Origin of the sequence: Isoptericola luteus (genome assembly GCF_020297055.1) — a bacterium.
Classification (GTDB): Bacteria; Actinomycetota; Actinomycetes; order Actinomycetales; family Cellulomonadaceae; genus Isoptericola; species Isoptericola luteus.
In genome coordinates this window covers 263,822-280,182 of record NZ_JAIXCQ010000002.1, presented here as the reverse complement: position 1 = coordinate 280,182, position 16,361 = coordinate 263,822, and the positions used below count along the sequence as shown (strand labels likewise).

Here is a 16,361-nt window from a genome sequence, read left to right as displayed (position 1 = left end):
CACCGGTTGTCAACCCACGTTGACGCCGCCGCCGAGCCAGGTGTAGGCAAACACGAACGCGGCGGCGACGGCGGAGGCGCCCAGCGTGGCCACCAGGACCGGTCCGGCCGTGCGCACGCGACGCGCGAGCATGACGACCACCAGGGCGACGGCGCCCACCCCGGCGATCACCCAGTACGTCGGACCGGTGGTGTCGACGACGGTCGTCAGGCCGTAGACGGACTCCCCGGCGCCGATGCCCGCGAGGAGCGCGGTGCCGACCGCGGCGCGCCACGGGTCCCGGCGCAGCCACGACGCGGCGATCCCGACGAAGGGTCCGACGGCGAGCCCCACCACGCCGAAGAGCATCGGGTCGTAGTACAGGTCCCGCGCCGCCGACACGGCGGCGTACCCGAGCACGAGCAGCACGAAGCTCGTCGCCCCCAGTGCGGCGGCCAGGCCGGTCCGGACCCGCGACCAGCCGATCAGGACCGCCGTGAGCACGGTCCAGCCGCTCGCCGAGTTGGCGAACGGCACCAGCGCCTCCGGCAGGGCGCCCTGCGCGAACGAGGTGAGGCCGCCGAGGGCGAAGCTCGCGGCGGCCACGGCCGCGGAGCGCAGCGCCGCGCGGCGCCACGTCATCGCGGCCGGCCCGGCGGTCGGGGTCGTCTCGCGAGGTCCCGTGCGGCGAGGGCCCGCGGGTCGGGTGGGTGTAGCGGTCTGGTACGTCACGCGACGACCGTAGGCGGCGGGCCTACCCGGAGGGATCCACCCCCGGGCCCGTCTTCGGTGCCGAGGTCCACCCGTGGGCGGACGGCCGGGTCGCTCGCGAGTGAGCAACCCGACAGGCGACGACGGGCTGTGGGACGCTGGGCGGGTGGGGTTCCGCTCATGACGCGGCTACCCTTGGCGAAGATGTCTTGATGTCGAGACATCGCTCGTGCCGGCCTCTGCCGACCCAGAGGCACCACCGATGGAAGGACGCAGCAGGGTGGACCTGTTCGAATACCAGGCTCGCGACATCTTCGAGAAGCACGGCGTGCCCGTGCTCGGCGGCGTCGTCGCGACGACGCCCGAAGAGGCTCGCGCGGGTGCTCAGGAGCTCGGCGGCGGGACCGTCGTCGTCAAGGCCCAGGTGAAGACCGGCGGCCGCGGCAAGGCCGGCGGCGTGAAGCTGGCGCACTCGCCCGAGGAGGCCGCCGAGAAGGCCGGCGAGATCCTCGGGATGGACATCAAGGGCCACACCGTGCACCGCGTCATGGTGGCCCAGGGCGCCAAGATCGCCGAGGAGTTCTACTTCTCCGTGCTCCTGGACCGCTCGAACCGCAACTACCTCGCCATGTGCTCCGTCGAGGGCGGCATGGAGATCGAGCAGCTCGCCGTCGAGCGCCCCGAGGCGCTCGCCAAGGTCGCCGTCGACCCGATCGTGGGCATCGACGAGGCCAAGGCCGCCGAGATCGTGGACGTCGCCGGCTTCGCCGAGGAGCTCAAGGCCCCGGTCGCAGACGTCATCCGCAAGCTCTGGACCGTCTTCACGGCGGAGGACGCCACGCTGGTCGAGGTGAACCCGCTCGTCCGCACCGAGGACGGCGCCATCGTCGCGCTCGACGGCAAGGTCACCCTCGACGACAACGCCTCCGAGGTCCGGCACCCGGACCACGAGGCGCTCGAGGACAAGGAGGCGGCCGACCCGCTCGAGGCCAAGGCCAAGGCCAACGGTCTCAACTACGTCAAGCTCGACGGCGAGGTCGGCATCATCGGCAACGGCGCGGGGCTCGTCATGAGCACGCTCGACGTCGTCGCCTACGCCGGCGAGGCCCACGGCGGCGTCAAGCCCGCCAACTTCCTCGACATCGGCGGCGGCGCCAACGCGAAGGTCATGGCCAACGGCCTGGACGTCATCCTGAACGACCCGCAGGTCAAGAGCGTGTTCGTCAACGTCTTCGGCGGCATCACCGCCTGCGACGAGGTCGCCAAGGGCATCGTCGGCGCACTGGAGATCCTCGGCGACGAGGCCAGCAAGCCGCTGGTCGTGCGCCTCGACGGCAACAACGTCGACCTGGGCCGCCAGATCCTCACCGACGCGAACCACCCGCTGGTCACCCTGGCCGAGACCATGGACGGCGGCGCCGACAAGGCTGCCGAGCTGGCCAACGCCTGATCGCCCCGAGAAGACGCGGAAAGCAGAGACCTCACTGATATGTCCATCTACCTGAACAAGGACAGCAAGATCATCGTCCAGGGCATCACCGGCGGCATGGGTGCCAAGCACACCGCCCTGATGCTCGACTCCGGCGCCCAGATCGTGGGCGGTGTCAACGCCCGCAAGGCCGGCACCACCGTGGCGCACAAGGACCACGACGGCAACGACGTCGTCCTGCCCGTCTTCGGCACCGTCAAGGAGGCCATGGCGGAGACCGGGGCGAACGTCTCGGTGCTCTTCGTGCCCCCGGCGTTCACCAAGGACGCGGCGATCGAGGCCGTCGACGCCGAGATGCCGCTGATCGTCGTCATCACCGAGGGTGTCCCCGTGCAGGACTCGGCCGCGGTCTGGGCCTACCTGCAGGGCAAGAAGACCCGGATGATCGGCCCGAACTGCCCCGGCATCATCACGCCGGGCGAGTCGCTCGCCGGCATCACCCCGCACACCATCACGGGCAAGGGACCCATCGGCCTCGTGTCGAAGTCGGGCACCCTGACCTACCAGATGATGTACGAGCTGAAGGACCTCGGGTTCTCCACCGCCATCGGGATCGGCGGCGACCCCATCGTCGGCACCACGCACATCGACGCGCTCGAGGCGTTCGAGAACGACCCCGAGACCAAGGCGATCGTCATGATCGGCGAGATCGGCGGCGACGCCGAGGAGCGTGCGGCCGCGTACATCGCCGAGCACGTGACCAAGCCGGTCGTCGGTTACGTCGCGGGCTTCACCGCCCCCGAGGGCAAGACCATGGGCCACGCCGGCGCCATCGTGTCCGGCTCCGCCGGCACCGCGCAGGCGAAGAAGGAGGCCCTCGAGGCCGTCGGCGTCAAGGTCGGCAAGACGCCGTCCGAGACCGCCGCGCTCATGCGGGAGATCCTCCAGGGGCTCTGACCCCGGACCGCCCGACGACGGCGCCCACCCCCTCGGGGGAGGGCGCCGTCGTCGTGTCTGCACCACTTCGGGGCCGGCCCGGGTGACCATGGGCGCGTGAGTGCCACCTCGACCCGAACCCCCCGCACCGTCGAGGACGGCGGCGGAGCCCGCGCCGGCGTCGCCGGGGAGCGGCTCGCCGCCGTCACGTCCGGGGTGTGGGCGACGCTCCAGGGCGTCGTGCTGTCGTACGCCGTCGTCATGCTGCTGTCCGTCGTCGCCGTCCTCGGCGGGCCCCAGGCCACCGGCGCGGCCTGGACGTCGGGGTTCGGCGCGGCCACGGTGCTCTGGCTGCTGGGGCACGGGGTGGCGCTCGAGGCGGGGGGCGCCGTCGTGACGCTTGTGCCGCTCGGCATCGGGGCCCTCGCCGTGTTCACCTGCTACGTCGCGGTGAAACGCTCGACCGTGCCGACTCTTGCCGCGTGGCTGGCGGCGACGGCGACCTACGCGCTGACGACCGGCACGCTCACCGCCGTCGCGACGGGTGCCGCCGCGGCCGGTGGCGAGGTCGGCGGGGAGGTCGGACGGTGGGCGCTCGCCGCGCTCGGTGGTGCCGTCGTCGGGGGCCTGGGTGCGGCGGGGGGCATCCTCGTGCCGCCGGACCGGCCGACGTTCGTCGTGCCCGGTGGCCGGCTGGACCGGGTCGTGCCCGACGTGATGCGGCTGGGGGTGCGCGCCGCCGTCGTTGCCCTCGCGCTGCTCGTCGCAGCCGGGGGCGTCGTCACGATCGTGTGGGTCGTCGCCGGCCGGGCCACGTCGGACGACATCGTCACCGGGCTCGACCCGGGCTGGATCGGCGGGTTCGTCCTCGCCGTGGCGCAGCTCGCCCTGCTGCCGAACCTCGTGCTGTGGGCCACGGCCTGGCTGGCCGGTCCGGGGTTCGCCGTGGGGCAGGGCACCGTGTTCTCCGCGGGCGGCACGGACGCCGGCCCGCTGCCCGCGGTACCGCTGCTGGGCGCGCTGCCCGGCCCGGACTGGGTGAGCCCCGCCGCCGTCGTGGCCGGGCCGGTCGTGGTGGTCGTCTGCGGCGCGGTCGCCGGCTGGTTCGCATGGACGCGCCTGGACCCGGGGCGGGTGCGGTGGGCCGACGTCGCGTGGGTGCTCGCCGGGCTGGTGCTCGCGGTCGGCGCGGCCACCGCGCTGCTGCAGTGGTGGGCCGGGGGAGCGGTGGGCGCCGCGCGGCTCTCCGAGGTGGGCGGCGATCCGCTGCGCCTCGCCGCGGTGGTCGCGGCGGAGGTGGGCGTGGGCGCGGCGCTCGTGCTCGCGTCCGCGCGGGCGGGCCTCACCGGGCGGCTGCGGCGCCGGTAGGCTGACGCGCGTGCAGACCCCCTCCGGCCACCCCGTCGCCTCGACGTCCGCGGAGGCGTCCGCTCAGGCGCGCCTCGTCGTCCTCGCCTCCGGAGGTGGCTCCAACCTCGCGGCGCTGCTCGCCGCCCACGACGACGCCGCCTACGGCGCGCGCGTGGTCGGCGTGGTCTCGGACAAGCCCGCCGCGGGCGCCCTGGACCTGGCGCGCGGCGCCGGCGTCGCGTCGGTCGTCGTCGCCCCGGCGGACTTCGCCGACCGGGCGGACTGGAACGCCGGCGTCGCCGAGGCCGTGGCCGTCTTCCGGCCGGACTACGTGGTGCTGGCCGGGTTCATGCGCATCCTCGCGCCGTCGTTCGTCGAACGGTTCGCGGGGCGGATCGTCAACACGCACCCCGCGCTGCTCCCGTCGTTCCCCGGCGCGCACGGCGTGCGGGACGCCCTCGCGTACGGGGTCCGGGTGACCGGCTGCACCGTCCACGTCGTCGACGCCGGCGTCGACACCGGGCCGATCCTCGCGCAGGCCGTGGTCCCGGTCGCGGACGGCGACGACGAGGCCTCGCTGCACGAGCGCATCAAGGTCGCCGAGCGTGCCCTGCTCGTGGAGACCGTCGGCCGCGTCGCGCGCGAGGGCCTGCGCGTCGACGGGCGCCACGCCGTCATCGGCTGAGTCACCGCGCGCCGGACGGGACCCTGGCGCCGCTGTGCCGTCGTCCGTCGTCCGGCGTCCGCGTGGTTGACCTCAGCCGGACGTGTCGCCCTTCGCCGGGCCGTCGCCGGTGCCGTCGCTCGCGTCGTCGCGGGGGCCCAGGACGCTGAGCATCTGGTAGACGTCGCGGCGGACGTCGGGCGTCTCGCGCGACGCCGCGAGGCTCCGCTCGGACCAGCGGTCGAACACCTCGGCGATCTCCGTGGCCAGCGCGTCGGCCTCGTCCTTGGTCATCAGCAGCGTCGTCATGACGAACTGCCGGCGGGCGGACGCGTCGTCCCGGTCGCCGTGCGCGAAGACGTCCGCCGTCCACCTGAGGGCCGGCCGCAGGAGAGCCTCGCCCGCTGCGGGGGTGTCGCCCTTGACGCTGTAGGTGTCCGCGACGTTCGTCCACACCCGGTCGCGCTTGTCGCGGGCGTGCTCCGGCGCCTCCGTGATCATCCCGGCCTTGGCGAGGACCCGGAGGTGGAAGCTGACGGAGTTGGCCGGCTGGCCGATCGCCGCGGCGAGGTCGGCGGCCCTGGCGTGCCCCACCACGGCAAGCTGCATCAGGATCCGCTGGCGGACGGGGTTCGCGATGGCGCGCAGGGCGTCCGGGTCGCTGATCTCCATGGTCTCGAGCACGGATCGAGCCTAGCAACGACGCGCACGGAGCGTTGCGCAAGAACTAGCGCGCAATAAGTATTGCGCAAGGTTGATTGCGGAACTATCGTCCTTCTCATGACCACCTCGCAGACCGCAGCGACGACCTCGGGTGCGGCGCCCGCCGTCGACATTCCTCCGCTGCGCCGGAACCGCCCGTTCACGCTGCTCATGACCGGGCTCACCACCCAGTCCGTCGGGGTCGGGGTGGCGACGTTCGCCGTGCCGCTGCTGGCGCTCGAGCTCACGGGATCCGCCACCGCGGCGGGAGCCGTCGCCGCGATCGGGCACGCGGGAGCCCTCGCGGCGACGCTGCCCGCCGGCGTGGTCGCCGACCGCACCGACCGGCGCCGGCTCGTCGTGCTCGCGGCAGGCGCGGCCACCGTGCTGTGGGCGACGGTCCTGGTCGCCGGGGCGCTCGGGGTGCTGTCGGCCTGGCACCTCGCTGCCGTCCTCTTCGGGGCGGCGGTCGCCACGGCGTTCCTCGACCCGGCGATCAGCGGTGCGTTCCGCTCGGTGGTGCCCACGCCGCAGCTCCCCACTGCGTACGCCACGGCGCAGGGCCGCGACGCCGTCGCAGGCCTGCTCGGGGGGCCGCTGGGCGGCGTGCTCTACGGCGTCGGCCACGTCGTGCCGGTGATCGGCGCCGTCGTCGGCCAGGCGGCGACGGCGTTCTGCACGTTCTTCGTCAGGGTGCCCCTCAACGACGACGTCACGGCCGCGCGCGTCACGCGTCCGGTGGCGGCGCTGCGCGAAGGGCTGGCCTACGTGTGGTCGTTGCCGCTGTTCCGCGCCAGCCTCGGCCTGTTCGTCACCGTCAACATCGCCCTGAGCGGCATGATGATCGGCATCAACCTCGAGCTCGCGCAGACGGGGACGGACCCGGTGCTCATCGGCGTCTTCGACATGGCGGCCGCGGCGTCGCTGCTCCTCGGCGCCGTCCTGGCGCCTGTGCTCGTCCGGCGGCTGCGCCTGGGCGCCGTCGTCGTGCCCGCGCTGGGGCTGCTGGTGGTGGCGTTCGCCGTGATGGCCATGATCCAGACCTACGTCGGCTACGTCGTCGGGATCGCCGTCGGTGTCCTGCTCGTCCCGGCCGTGAACTCGGCGATGGCCGGGTATGTCGCGGCGATCACGCCCGCGCAGATGCAGGGCCGCCTCTCCTCGGTGCTCGGGCTGAGCGGCGTGGCGGCGATGCCGATCGCCCCGCTGGTGGGCGGCAGCCTGCTCGACGCCGGCGGCATCGGCGTCGTGCTGTGGACGCTTGTGGCGCTGCTCGGCGCGACCGTCGTCGCGCTCGCCCTGGTGCCCTCGCTGTGGCGGGTCGGCCGCCCGGACGACTGGGCGGACGACGCCCTCCCGATGCCGGGGGAGTGACCACCCCGCCGCGAGCTGTCAGGACCGGGAGTCGTCAGGGCCGGGAGTTGTCAGGACCGGGAGTTGTCAGGGCCAGGTGCATGCATCCGTGCACCTGGTCCTGACAGCTCGGCGGAGGTCAGACGGCGGACCAGCCGCCGTCCGAGGCGAGGATCGCGCCGTTGAGGTTCACGGAGTCCCGCGACAGCAGGAACGTGATCGACGCCGCCAGGTGCTCGGACTGGGCGATGCCGGGGATGTTGCCCATGTACCGGCCGAGGCGCGCCGAGCCGAACTCGGCCCGGCCCGGCGTGATGCCGGTGGCGACGCCGCCCGGCGCGACGGCGTTCACCGTGACCCCGGTGCCGGAGTACATCACCGCGGACGACTTGGTCAGCCCGATCACGGCGTGCTTGGACGCCGTGTAGGCGGCGCCCGCCGCGGAGCCGCGCAGGGCCGCCTCGGAGGCGACGTTGACGATCCGCCCGGACCTCGCCTCGAGCATCCCCGGGGCCACCGCGCGCATGAGGCGCATGGTCCCGTCGACGTTGACGCGCATGACGCGCTCCCAGGTGGCGTCGGCCATCTCGTGCACCGCGCTCATGTCGTCCATGATGCCGGCGACGTTCGCCAGCGCGTCGACCCGCTCGCCGGCCGTGCGCACGATCTCGGCGACGGCGTCGGCGTCCGCGATGTCGCCCGCGACGGCGACCACGTCGGTGCCGGGCAGGGAAGCGGCGAGCTCGTCGAGCTTCTCCTTGGCGAGGTCGACGGCGACGACGCGGCCGCCCTCGCGCGCCACGCGGGAGGCGACGGCGCGGCCGATGCCGGACGCTGCGCCGGTGACGATCACGGTCTGGCCGGTGAAGCGGCCGGGCGTGATCTCCTCGACCCAGGCCGCGGGTGCGGTGGCGGCCGGGTCCTCGGTGCCCTCGGGGATCTCGGCGCGGTAGGCGGCGACGAGGCCGTCCACCATCTCGGCGGGGAACGTGCCGTCCGACATCGCCACGAGCTGCTGGAGCGGGAGGGTCCGCGCCGGGGCGAGTGCCTCGGCCGAGGCGCCGGCCTGCTCGAGGACCGCTCCGAGGATGCGGCCGCCCACCGGGTGGTCGAGCCATTCGCCGACGGTCGAGGTTGCGGACAGTGCCATGGTGCCTCCTTGGTGGGCGGTCCCGCACGAGCGGGCTGCCCGGCGGTCTACCGGACAACAGTGTCCGGTACTAGGTTAAGCCCGTGCCCCCTCCCCGACGCAACCTCGGCCCGGCCGCAGCAGCCGGCAATCGTGCGGCCCTGCTCGCCTCGGCGCACGCCGTCTTCGCCGAGTCCGGCGCCCAGGCGCCGCTGAGCTCGATCGCGCGCCGCGCGGGCGTCGGTCAGGGCAGCCTCTACCGGCACTTCCCGGACCGCCTGACGCTTGTCGCCGCGGTCGTCGAGGAGAACGTCGAGCGGCTCGAAGAGGCCTCGATCGACCAGGGCGCCACCCTGGTGGGGCTCCTCGGCCTCGTGACGCGCCACGCCATCGAGTCCGTCGGCGTCGTCGACCTGCTCGCCGAGGACCGCCCGGGGCGCATGCTGGAGCTGCGCGACCGGGTCGCCGCCGTGCTCGACGCGCACCTCGCCGACGGGCTGGCGGCCGACGACGTGCCGGCCGGGACCACGGTCGCCGACCTCATGCTCGGCATCGAGATGGTGTCCGGTGCGCTCACACGGCGTCCCGTGCCCGAGCGTGCGGAGCTCGCCACCCGCGCGTGGGCCCTCGTGGGCGTCCGGGTGCGCGACGTCCAGGACGAGGACCGGTCCGCCGCGGGCCGCTAGACTCGCACCGGCCGTGACTGGCGAGGGTGGGTCACCACCGGGGAGCGGCCGCCCGGTCGTCGGCGTGCAGCACGCGGCGTCGTGCGACCGGCCACCATGCGCGCCGCCCGCCTGGGTGCGAGGGTCTTTCCGCGAGAACCCCGCACCGAGGAGATCCCCATGACCGGCGCACCCACCGCCCCCGACGTCCAGCTCACCGACGACGCCCAGCGCCCCGTGCGGCGCGCGCTGCTCAGCGTCTACGACAAGACCGGCCTGACCGAGCTCGCCACTGCCCTGCACGCCGCCGGGGTCGAGCTCGTGTCCACCGGGTCCACGGCGGCGAGGATCGCCGACGCCGGCGTCCCCGTGACCCGCGTCGAAGAGCTCACCGGGTTCCCCGAGTGCCTCGAGGGGCGTGTCAAGACGCTGCACCCGCGCGTGCACGCCGGGATCCTCGCCGACACCCGCAAGGCAGACCACCTCGCCCAGCTCGCCGACCTCGGCATCGAGGCGTTCGAGCTCGTCGTCGTCAACCTGTACCCGTTCGCCGCCACGGTCGCGTCGGGCGCCGGCCCGGACGAGGTCGTCGAGCAGATCGACATCGGCGGGCCGTCCATGGTGCGTGCCGCCGCCAAGAACCACCCGAGCGTGGCCGTCGTCGTCGACCCGGCGCGGTACGACGACGTCGTGGCCGCCGTCACCGGCGGCGGGTTCACGTTCGCGCAGCGCAAGCGCCTCGCTGCGGCGGCCTTCGCGCACACCGCGCAGTACGACGTCGCGGTCGCCTCCTGGTTCGCCAGCGCCTACGCGCCCGACGAGGCGGCGCTCGAGACCGGGCTGCCCGACGTCACCGGTGCTGCCCTCGAGCGGGCCAGCGTGCTGCGCTACGGCGAGAACCCCCACCAGAAGGCCGCCCTGTACACGCGGACCGACGGCGCGACGGGGCTCGCCCAGGCCACCCAGCTGCACGGCAAGGCGATGAGCTACAACAACTACGTGGACGCCGACGCCGCCTGGCGCGCCGCGCACGACCACGACGGACCCGCCGTCGCGATCATCAAGCACGCCAACCCGTGCGGCATCGCCGTCGGCGACGACGTGGCGCAGGCCCACGCCCGCGCGCACGCCACGGACCCGGTGTCCGCGTACGGCGGCGTCATCGCCGCGAACCGTGTGGTCACGAAGGCCGCGGCCGAGCAGATCGCCCCGGTCTTCACGGAGGTCGTCGTGGCACCCGGGTTCGAGCCTGAGGCGCTGGAGATCCTGCAGGCCAAGAAGAACGTGCGCCTGCTCGTGGTCGACGCCCCGCCGCACGCCGCCGCCGAGAACCGCCCGATCTCCGGCGGCATGCTCGTCCAGGAGGTCGACCGCTTCCAGGCCGAGGGCGACGACCCGGCGTCGTGGACCCTCGCCGCCGGCGACGCCGCGGACGAGGCGACGCTCGCCGACCTCGCGTTCGCGTGGAGGGCCGTGCGCGCGGCCAAGTCCAACGCGATCCTGCTCGCCTCCGGCGGCGCCGCGGTGGGCATCGGCATGGGCCAGGTCAACCGGGTCGACTCCTGCCGGCTGTCCGTCGAGCGCGCCAACACGCTCGCCGAGGGCGACGCGGGTCCGCTCGAGCGGGCGCGAGGCGCCGTCGCGGCGTCCGACGCGTTCTTCCCGTTCGCCGACGGGCTCCAGGTGCTGCTCGACGCCGGCGTGCGCGCCGTCGTGCAGCCGGGCGGGTCCATCCGTGACGCCGAGGTGGTCGAGGCGGCCCGGGCCGCCGGCGTGACGATGTACCTCACGGGCACGCGCCACTTCGCCCACTGACCCCGCGAGATAGAGAGCCCACCTCGCCGAGATAGAGAGCCCACCTCGCCGAGATAGAGAGCCGGTGGGCTCTCTATCTCGGCGAGCCCGGCTCTCTATCTCGGCCGGGTGGGCTCTCTATCTCGGCGAGGTGGGCTCTCTATCTCGGCGGGGCGAGGGCGGACTTGAGCGGGACGGCGAGGTCGGTGGCCCGGGCGAGGTCGAGCCGCAGGGGGACGCCGCGGTTCATGAGCCGCCGCACGCCGCCGACGTCGCGGGGCGAGTCCACGAGCAGGACGGCGCGCACGGTGGCGACGCCGTCGCGAGGTGCCTCGGCGCCGCCGGGTCCGACGTCCTCGGCCGGGTCCAGGTAGAGCGCGGCCCAGGGCCCCTGGCCCGGGATGCCGCGCCAGACGACGGGCCCTGCCGCGGGCGGCAGCCCGAGCAGCGCCAGGTCGTGGCCGAGCTGCTGGGAGAAGACGTACGGCGCGTGCGCGGTGCCACCTGTGACGCCGAGCATCGCCCGGACGGTGGCGTCCGGGTCGTGCAGCGCGGCCGACCAGTGCCCGCCCGGCACCGTTCCGAAGACCGGGTGCGCCCGCGCCGCGACGTCCCCCACGGCCCACACCCGGGGGAGGCCCGGGACCCGACCGTCGGCGTCGACCACCACGTGCCCGCGGGCGTCGGTCTCGACCGCGCCGGCGAACGGGTCCGACGCCGGCCGCGCGCCCACGGCGGCGAGCACCAGGTCGGCGGGGACCACCTCGCCCGACGCCAGCGTCACCCCGTCGGGCCGGACGTCCGCGACGGCCGCCCCGGTGCGCAACCGGACGCCCGCGGCGGCGTACCAGGGCGCCAGGTGCGCCCCGACCTCCGGTCCGAGCTGCCGGGACAGCGGGCTCACGGCCGCCTCCAGGACCGTCACGTCGGCGCCCGCGCCGGCGGCCACCCCGGCGAGCTCGGCGCCGATCCACCCTGCGCCCACGAGCACGAGGCGCAGCCCGGGACGTTCGCGGAGCGCCGTCCGGAGCCGATCGGCGTCGGCGGCGGTGTGCAGCACGTCGGCGTGCTCCCAGCCGTCCGGGCGCAGAGGACGCGACCCGACGGCGAGCACGACGGCGTCCGCGGCGGTCCGCTCGCCCGAGGCGGCGGTCACCGCGACCCCGTCCGGCGCGACGTCGAGGGCCACGGCGGGGTCGCCCAGGCGGACGTCGTCGGCGATCGACTCGACGTCCACCCCGAGGTCGTCGCTCAGCCAGACGGGCCCAGGGCGGGTGAGCAGCTCCTTCGACAGGGGCGGCCGGTCGTACGGGGGCACGCCCTCGGCGCCCAGCAGCGTGATCCGCCCGTCGAACCCGTGGGTGCGTAGCGCGGACACCGTCTGCGCTCCCGCAAGTCCGGCGCCGACGACGACGACGGACCGGGGGTGGGGCGGGGTGGCCGGAACCGCAGGGGGTGCGTCGGGCGTCGTGGTGGGCAGGGGGTCCGGCTCGGTGCTCGCGCTCACCCTCCGAGGGTAGGCTCGTCTGTCGTGGAACCCCGAGCACTGTCCGACCCGGAGCACGCGGGGTCGCCCGCGTGGCACGCCGTCGGCGCGGCCGCCCCCGCGCCGACCGCCGTACCCGCCCGCGGCCCCGAACGCGCCATCGTCACCATGCTCGCGGGCATCGCGCTCGCCGTGCTCCTGGGGATCGTCGTCGGCGCACGGCTGGGCACCCTCGCGATCGCGGTCACGCTCGCCGTCGCGGGCACCTGGCGCGCGACGTCGGGCACCGGCCCCGTGGGCCTCGTGGTGCGCAGCCGCGGCTTCGACGTGTTCACGTGCTGGTCGGCCGCCGTCGTGATCGGCGTCCTGGCGCTCACCGCGCCGGGGCTGGGCTGACCGGTCACCGTCGGCGGGCCGCGTCGGTCAGGCTCTCCGGGAGCGGCTCGTCCGACGTCACGGCGCACGTCATCGGGCCTGGGGTGTCGGCCGCCGGGAGCACGGGCCAGATCTCGAGCCGCTGACCGGCGGGAGCCCGGGCCGCCAGGCCGCGGAACTCCTCGGCGCAGAACGTGCCGGCGTCGGCGTAGCTCTGCGCCATCGGTTCGTCGGTGGTGAGGTCGACCCACCTCGCGGCGTACACCAGGCCGGTGTGCGGCTCGGCGCAGTCGTGGACGGGTGCGACGTCGAGACTGCCCGCGCCGGTGAGAGGGGCAGCGTCGAAGCAGCCGGGTGGGGCGATGAACTCGACGGACGTCCAGTCCGCCGGGACGTCGCCCTCGAAGGTCTCGGCGGTCTCGCCCTCGCTTGGAACCGCCGGGTCCGCCGCGCAGACGACGACGTCCTGACCCTGGCCCCACGGTTCCTCGGCGGCGTGCCACAACGTGTAGGGCGCGTCCCGGGGCAGCCCCCCGAGCTCGGCGAGCGCCGCGGAGCAGGCCTGCTCCGCGGCGCCCGATCCTTGCTCCCCGCCGGGCCAGGGTCCCGGGACGGGAACCGCGGCGAACACGTGGTGGGCACTCGCCGAGCCGCACGCCACCAGCGGCACGAAGATGTTCAGATCGGCGGTGCCGAAGCAGTCGCCGGGGGCGAGAAGGTACCAGGGCTTCGCGGTCGTGAGGGAGACGCCCTCGCCGAGGTCGATCTCCGGCACCGCGACGACCGAGGGCTCGGCGGGTTCCGGGAGCCGCTGCGTGGACGTCGTCGCCCCGGCCGCGAGCAGCGACTGGACGGCGGGTGCCGCGCGCGTCACGAGCCCGGCCCCCACCACGACAACAGCGGTCGCGACCACCGCGCAGGCACCGCAGACGGCGATCGCGGCGAGGCCGTGCGCCCGGACGTCACGGGCCTCGCGTGCGGCGGACTCCTCGTCGTGGACCTCGACGGCTCGGGCGGCACGTCGGGTCGCCAGCACCGCGCCGATCGCCAGGGGCCAGAAGAGGACCACGGCGGCGACGGTCCACGCGACGCTGCGCGCGACCCATGCGGACCGCTTCGGATCGGCGAGCACGCCGTGCGGCGGTGACGGGTGCGGCGTCGTCGGCTGCGACGGTGACAGGTGCGGCGCGCTCGGTGAGGGACGGGACGGGGGGTGCGGCGTCGACAACGACGGCTCCGTTCGGCAGGGGCGGCCCGCGCGGCGGTGCGTGGCTGCGCGTCCCGGGGATTTGCCCCTTGTGTACCAGAAACGCCCCTCCGTCCGTCGGGCGTGGACTCGCTCGACGGCGGAGGGGCGCTTGCTGTGGCGGCCTGTGGGTCAGGACCGGGCGGTCTTGCCGTCCTCGTCGCCGTCCGTGGCCCCGGCGTCGGACGCGCTCTTGTCGGTCGCGTCAGCCTTGCCGGTCCCGGCGTCCGACGACGTGGCGTCGGTCGTCGTCGCCTTGCCGGTCACGCGGTCCGCGACGGACGTGGACTCCGGGTCGGAGGCGAGGGCGCCGTCGTCGACGACGTCGTGCTCGACGACGAGCCCGGCGGCGGGCTCGGTGCCGACGCGCTCCGTGGTCGACGGGAAGTAGACCTCGTCGTCGATCACGACGGGCATGAAGGCGCGGTAGAAGAGCGCGGCGAGCGCGCCACCCAGCAGCGGGGCGACGACGAACAGCCACAGCTGGTCCCAGGTCCATCCCGAGGCGAACACGGTGGAGGCGAAGGAGCGCACCGGGTTGAGCGAGCCGTTCGTCACCGGCCAGGTGACGATGAGCAGGCCGCCCAGCGCGAGGCCGATCACGGCCGCCGCGCCGGTGGCGGTGGAGCGCTTGGAGGTCACGGCGAGGAAGACGCCGACGAACACGGCGGTGGCGACCACCTCGACGAGGAGCGCACCCCACAGGGAGAACTCGGCGGGCGTGCCGGATCCCTGGGTGAGGGTCGCCAGCGGCGAGTGCGAGCCGAAGCCGTTGGCGGTCGTGGCGAACAGGGCGGCCTTGTCCTCCAGGCCGAGCAGCGCGGGCAGCGTCGTCGGGATGACGGAGAACATCACCGCCGCGGCGGCGGTGCCCCCGACGGTCTGGACGAACCAGTACGGGACGAGGTCGGCCCATGACGCGCGGCCCGCGATCGTCATGCCGAGGGTGACCGCCGGGTTGAAGTGGCCGCCGGAGACCCCGCCGACGGCGGCGAAGGCAGCCATCAGCAGGAGGCCGGCAGCGAGCGCCACCGGGAGGATCTGGCCGTTGTTGGCGGCGTTGAACGTGGCGGTGCCGACGATCCCCAGCACCAGTACGAAGGTGCCGAACGCCTCGGCGGCGAGCCTGGCGAACAGGCCGTGCTCGGGCGTGCCGGCCGCCGTCTCGACGGCGACCGCAGGCGTGCCGCTCTGGGCGGCGAGGTCCTGGGACATGGAAGTCCTTCTCTGCTCGGGAGACGGGCGTCTCGGTGTGCCCCGGTACGGGGCGTGTGATGTCCGCGACCGAAGGCCGCGCAGGCATGCTTCCACCGGGTGCTGAACGGTTCCTGGAGGTGCCCTGTCGGCATTGCCGCTGGTCGCACCGTACCGCGACGGGCGGCGGCTCGGGGAGTGGGTCGTGCGGGGTCACGGAGGGCGGTGGCCCTGCCCCGGTACGGGCGAAGTGACATGGGGAGCACCGCAAGAGGTCGACCGCGGGCCGCCGCTGGGCCACAGTAGGGGCATGACAGCACCAGTGAACGTCACCGTCACCGGAGCCGCGGGCCAGATCGGGTACGCGCTGCTCTTCCGGATCGCGTCGGGAGCGATGCTCGGCCCCGAGGTCCCCGTGCGGCTGCGGCTGCTGGAGATCCCCCAGGCGGTGAAGGCCGCGGAGGGGACGGCCATGGAGCTCGACGACTGTGCGTTCCCGCTCCTGGCGGGTATCGACATCCACGACGACGCGGCCGCCGGCTTCGCGGGCACGAACGTCGCGCTCCTCGTGGGTGCGCGCCCCCGTGGCCCGGGCATGGAGCGCGCCGACCTGCTCGAGGCGAACGGCGGCATCTTCGGGCCGCAGGGCAGGGCGATCAACGACCACGCGGCCGACGACGTCCGGGTACTCGTCGTGGGCAACCCGGCGAACACGAACGCTCTCATCGCGGCGTCGAACGCCCCGGACGTCCCCAAGGACCGGTTCACCGCCATGACGCGCCTGGACCACAACCGGGCGCTGTCGCAGGTGGCGCACCGGGCGGACGTCGCCGTGCGGGACGTGCGCCGGCTGACGATCTGGGGCAACCACTCGGCGTCGCAGTACCCGGACCTGTTCCACGCGGAGGTCGCGGGACGCCCGGGTGCGGAGCTGGCGGCCGACACCGCGTGGCTGACCGACGACTTCATCCCGACGGTCGCGAAGCGTGGTGCGGCGATCATCGACGCGCGCGGGGCGTCGTCGGCGGCGTCGGCCGCGAACGCGGCGATCGACCACGTCCACGACTGGGTGCGCGGCACGCCGGACGGCGACTGGACCAGCGCCGGGCTGTGGTCGACGGGGCAGTACGGCGTGCCCGAGGGCATCGTCTCGTCGTTCCCGGTCACGTCGTCGGGCGGCGCGTGGCAGGTCGTCGAGGGCCTGGAGCTCGACGACCTCTCCCGGGCGCGCATCGACGCGAGCGTGGCCGAGCTGGTCGAGGAGCGGCAGGCGGTGGCCTCGCTCGGCCTGATCTGACCGGAGCGGTGCACCGGGTCGGTGTGACCCGGTGCACCAGGTTCGGTGCGG

Annotated in this window: 15 protein-coding genes; 9 read left to right on the top strand and 6 right to left on the bottom strand. The window is 74.4% G+C overall.

The window, feature by feature from the left end; translation table 11 throughout:
• Positions 1-9: 9 nt before the first annotated feature.
• Positions 10-711, bottom strand: a complete 702-nt coding sequence (locus tag LEP48_RS04245; RefSeq protein ID WP_225564334.1) for a DUF6518 family protein — start codon at positions 709-711, stop codon at positions 10-12.
• Between the two features lie 259 nt (positions 712-970).
• Between LEP48_RS04245 and sucC the strand changes: the two genes are divergently transcribed.
• From sucC to purN, 4 genes are all read left to right on the top strand, one after another.
• The gene (gene sucC, locus LEP48_RS04240) at positions 971-2,140 is read left to right on the top strand and encodes an ADP-forming succinate--CoA ligase subunit beta (protein WP_225564333.1); all 1,170 of its coding nucleotides are present in this window, start codon (positions 971-973) and stop codon (positions 2,138-2,140) included.
• A gap of 39 nt (positions 2,141-2,179) precedes the next feature.
• The gene (gene sucD / locus LEP48_RS04235; protein ID WP_225564332.1) at positions 2,180-3,076 is read left to right on the top strand and encodes a succinate--CoA ligase subunit alpha; all 897 of its coding nucleotides are present in this window, start codon (positions 2,180-2,182) and stop codon (positions 3,074-3,076) included.
• Positions 3,077-3,172: 96 nt separating this feature from the next.
• Positions 3,173-4,423: a cell division protein PerM gene (locus LEP48_RS04230; RefSeq protein WP_225564331.1), complete on the top strand. Its 1,251-nt coding sequence runs from the start codon at positions 3,173-3,175 to the stop codon at positions 4,421-4,423.
• 10 nt (positions 4,424-4,433) lie between these two features.
• On the top strand, positions 4,434-5,090 hold the full coding sequence (purN, locus tag LEP48_RS04225; RefSeq protein ID WP_225564330.1) for a phosphoribosylglycinamide formyltransferase: 657 nt from the start codon (positions 4,434-4,436) through the stop codon (positions 5,088-5,090).
• Positions 5,091-5,162: 72 nt separating this feature from the next.
• Here the strand turns inward: purN and LEP48_RS04220 are convergent, their stop codons facing one another.
• Positions 5,163-5,753 carry a winged helix-turn-helix domain-containing protein gene (locus tag LEP48_RS04220; protein WP_225564329.1) on the bottom strand — a complete coding sequence of 197 codons (591 nt, stop codon included), beginning with the start codon at positions 5,751-5,753 and terminating at the stop codon, positions 5,163-5,165.
• A 96-nt stretch (positions 5,754-5,849) separates the two neighbouring features.
• Here LEP48_RS04220 and LEP48_RS04215 point away from each other — a divergent pair, with 96 nt between their 5' ends.
• On the top strand, positions 5,850-7,145 hold the full coding sequence (locus LEP48_RS04215; protein WP_225564328.1) for an MFS transporter: 1,296 nt from the start codon (positions 5,850-5,852) through the stop codon (positions 7,143-7,145).
• A gap of 118 nt (positions 7,146-7,263) precedes the next feature.
• Here the strand turns inward: LEP48_RS04215 and LEP48_RS04210 are convergent, their stop codons facing one another.
• On the bottom strand, positions 7,264-8,274 hold the full coding sequence (locus tag LEP48_RS04210; protein WP_225564327.1) for an SDR family NAD(P)-dependent oxidoreductase: 1,011 nt from the start codon (positions 8,272-8,274) through the stop codon (positions 7,264-7,266).
• 83 nt (positions 8,275-8,357) lie between these two features.
• Here LEP48_RS04210 and LEP48_RS04205 point away from each other — a divergent pair, with 83 nt between their 5' ends.
• The gene (locus LEP48_RS04205) at positions 8,358-8,939 is read left to right on the top strand and encodes a helix-turn-helix domain-containing protein (protein WP_225564326.1); all 582 of its coding nucleotides are present in this window, start codon (positions 8,358-8,360) and stop codon (positions 8,937-8,939) included.
• 159 nt (positions 8,940-9,098) lie between these two features.
• Positions 9,099-10,733, top strand: a complete 1,635-nt coding sequence (gene purH / locus LEP48_RS04200) for a bifunctional phosphoribosylaminoimidazolecarboxamide formyltransferase/IMP cyclohydrolase (RefSeq protein ID WP_225564325.1) — start codon at positions 9,099-9,101, stop codon at positions 10,731-10,733.
• A gap of 139 nt (positions 10,734-10,872) precedes the next feature.
• On the opposite strand, the gene LEP48_RS04195 is transcribed toward purH, so the two are convergent.
• Positions 10,873-12,219 carry an NAD(P)/FAD-dependent oxidoreductase gene (locus tag LEP48_RS04195; protein WP_225564324.1) on the bottom strand — a complete coding sequence of 449 codons (1,347 nt, stop codon included), beginning with the start codon at positions 12,217-12,219 and terminating at the stop codon, positions 10,873-10,875.
• 24 nt (positions 12,220-12,243) lie between these two features.
• Between LEP48_RS04195 and LEP48_RS04190 the strand changes: the two genes are divergently transcribed.
• Positions 12,244-12,594 (top strand): DUF3017 domain-containing protein, encoded by a 351-nt coding sequence (locus LEP48_RS04190; protein ID WP_225564323.1) that lies wholly within the window; start codon positions 12,244-12,246, stop codon positions 12,592-12,594.
• 4 nt (positions 12,595-12,598) lie between these two features.
• Here the strand turns inward: LEP48_RS04190 and LEP48_RS04185 are convergent, their stop codons facing one another.
• Together LEP48_RS04185 and LEP48_RS04180 are read right to left on the bottom strand one after the other, a co-directional pair.
• Positions 12,599-13,705: a hypothetical protein gene (locus LEP48_RS04185; protein ID WP_225564322.1), complete on the bottom strand. Its 1,107-nt coding sequence runs from the start codon at positions 13,703-13,705 to the stop codon at positions 12,599-12,601.
• Positions 13,706-13,951: 246 nt separating this feature from the next.
• Positions 13,952-15,034: an aquaporin gene (locus tag LEP48_RS04180; RefSeq protein WP_225564321.1), complete on the bottom strand. Its 1,083-nt coding sequence runs from the start codon at positions 15,032-15,034 to the stop codon at positions 13,952-13,954.
• A 289-nt stretch (positions 15,035-15,323) separates the two neighbouring features.
• Here LEP48_RS04180 and LEP48_RS04175 point away from each other — a divergent pair, with 289 nt between their 5' ends.
• The gene (locus tag LEP48_RS04175) at positions 15,324-16,310 is read left to right on the top strand and encodes a malate dehydrogenase (RefSeq protein WP_225564320.1); all 987 of its coding nucleotides are present in this window, start codon (positions 15,324-15,326) and stop codon (positions 16,308-16,310) included.
• The last annotated feature ends 51 nt before the right edge of the window (positions 16,311-16,361 follow it).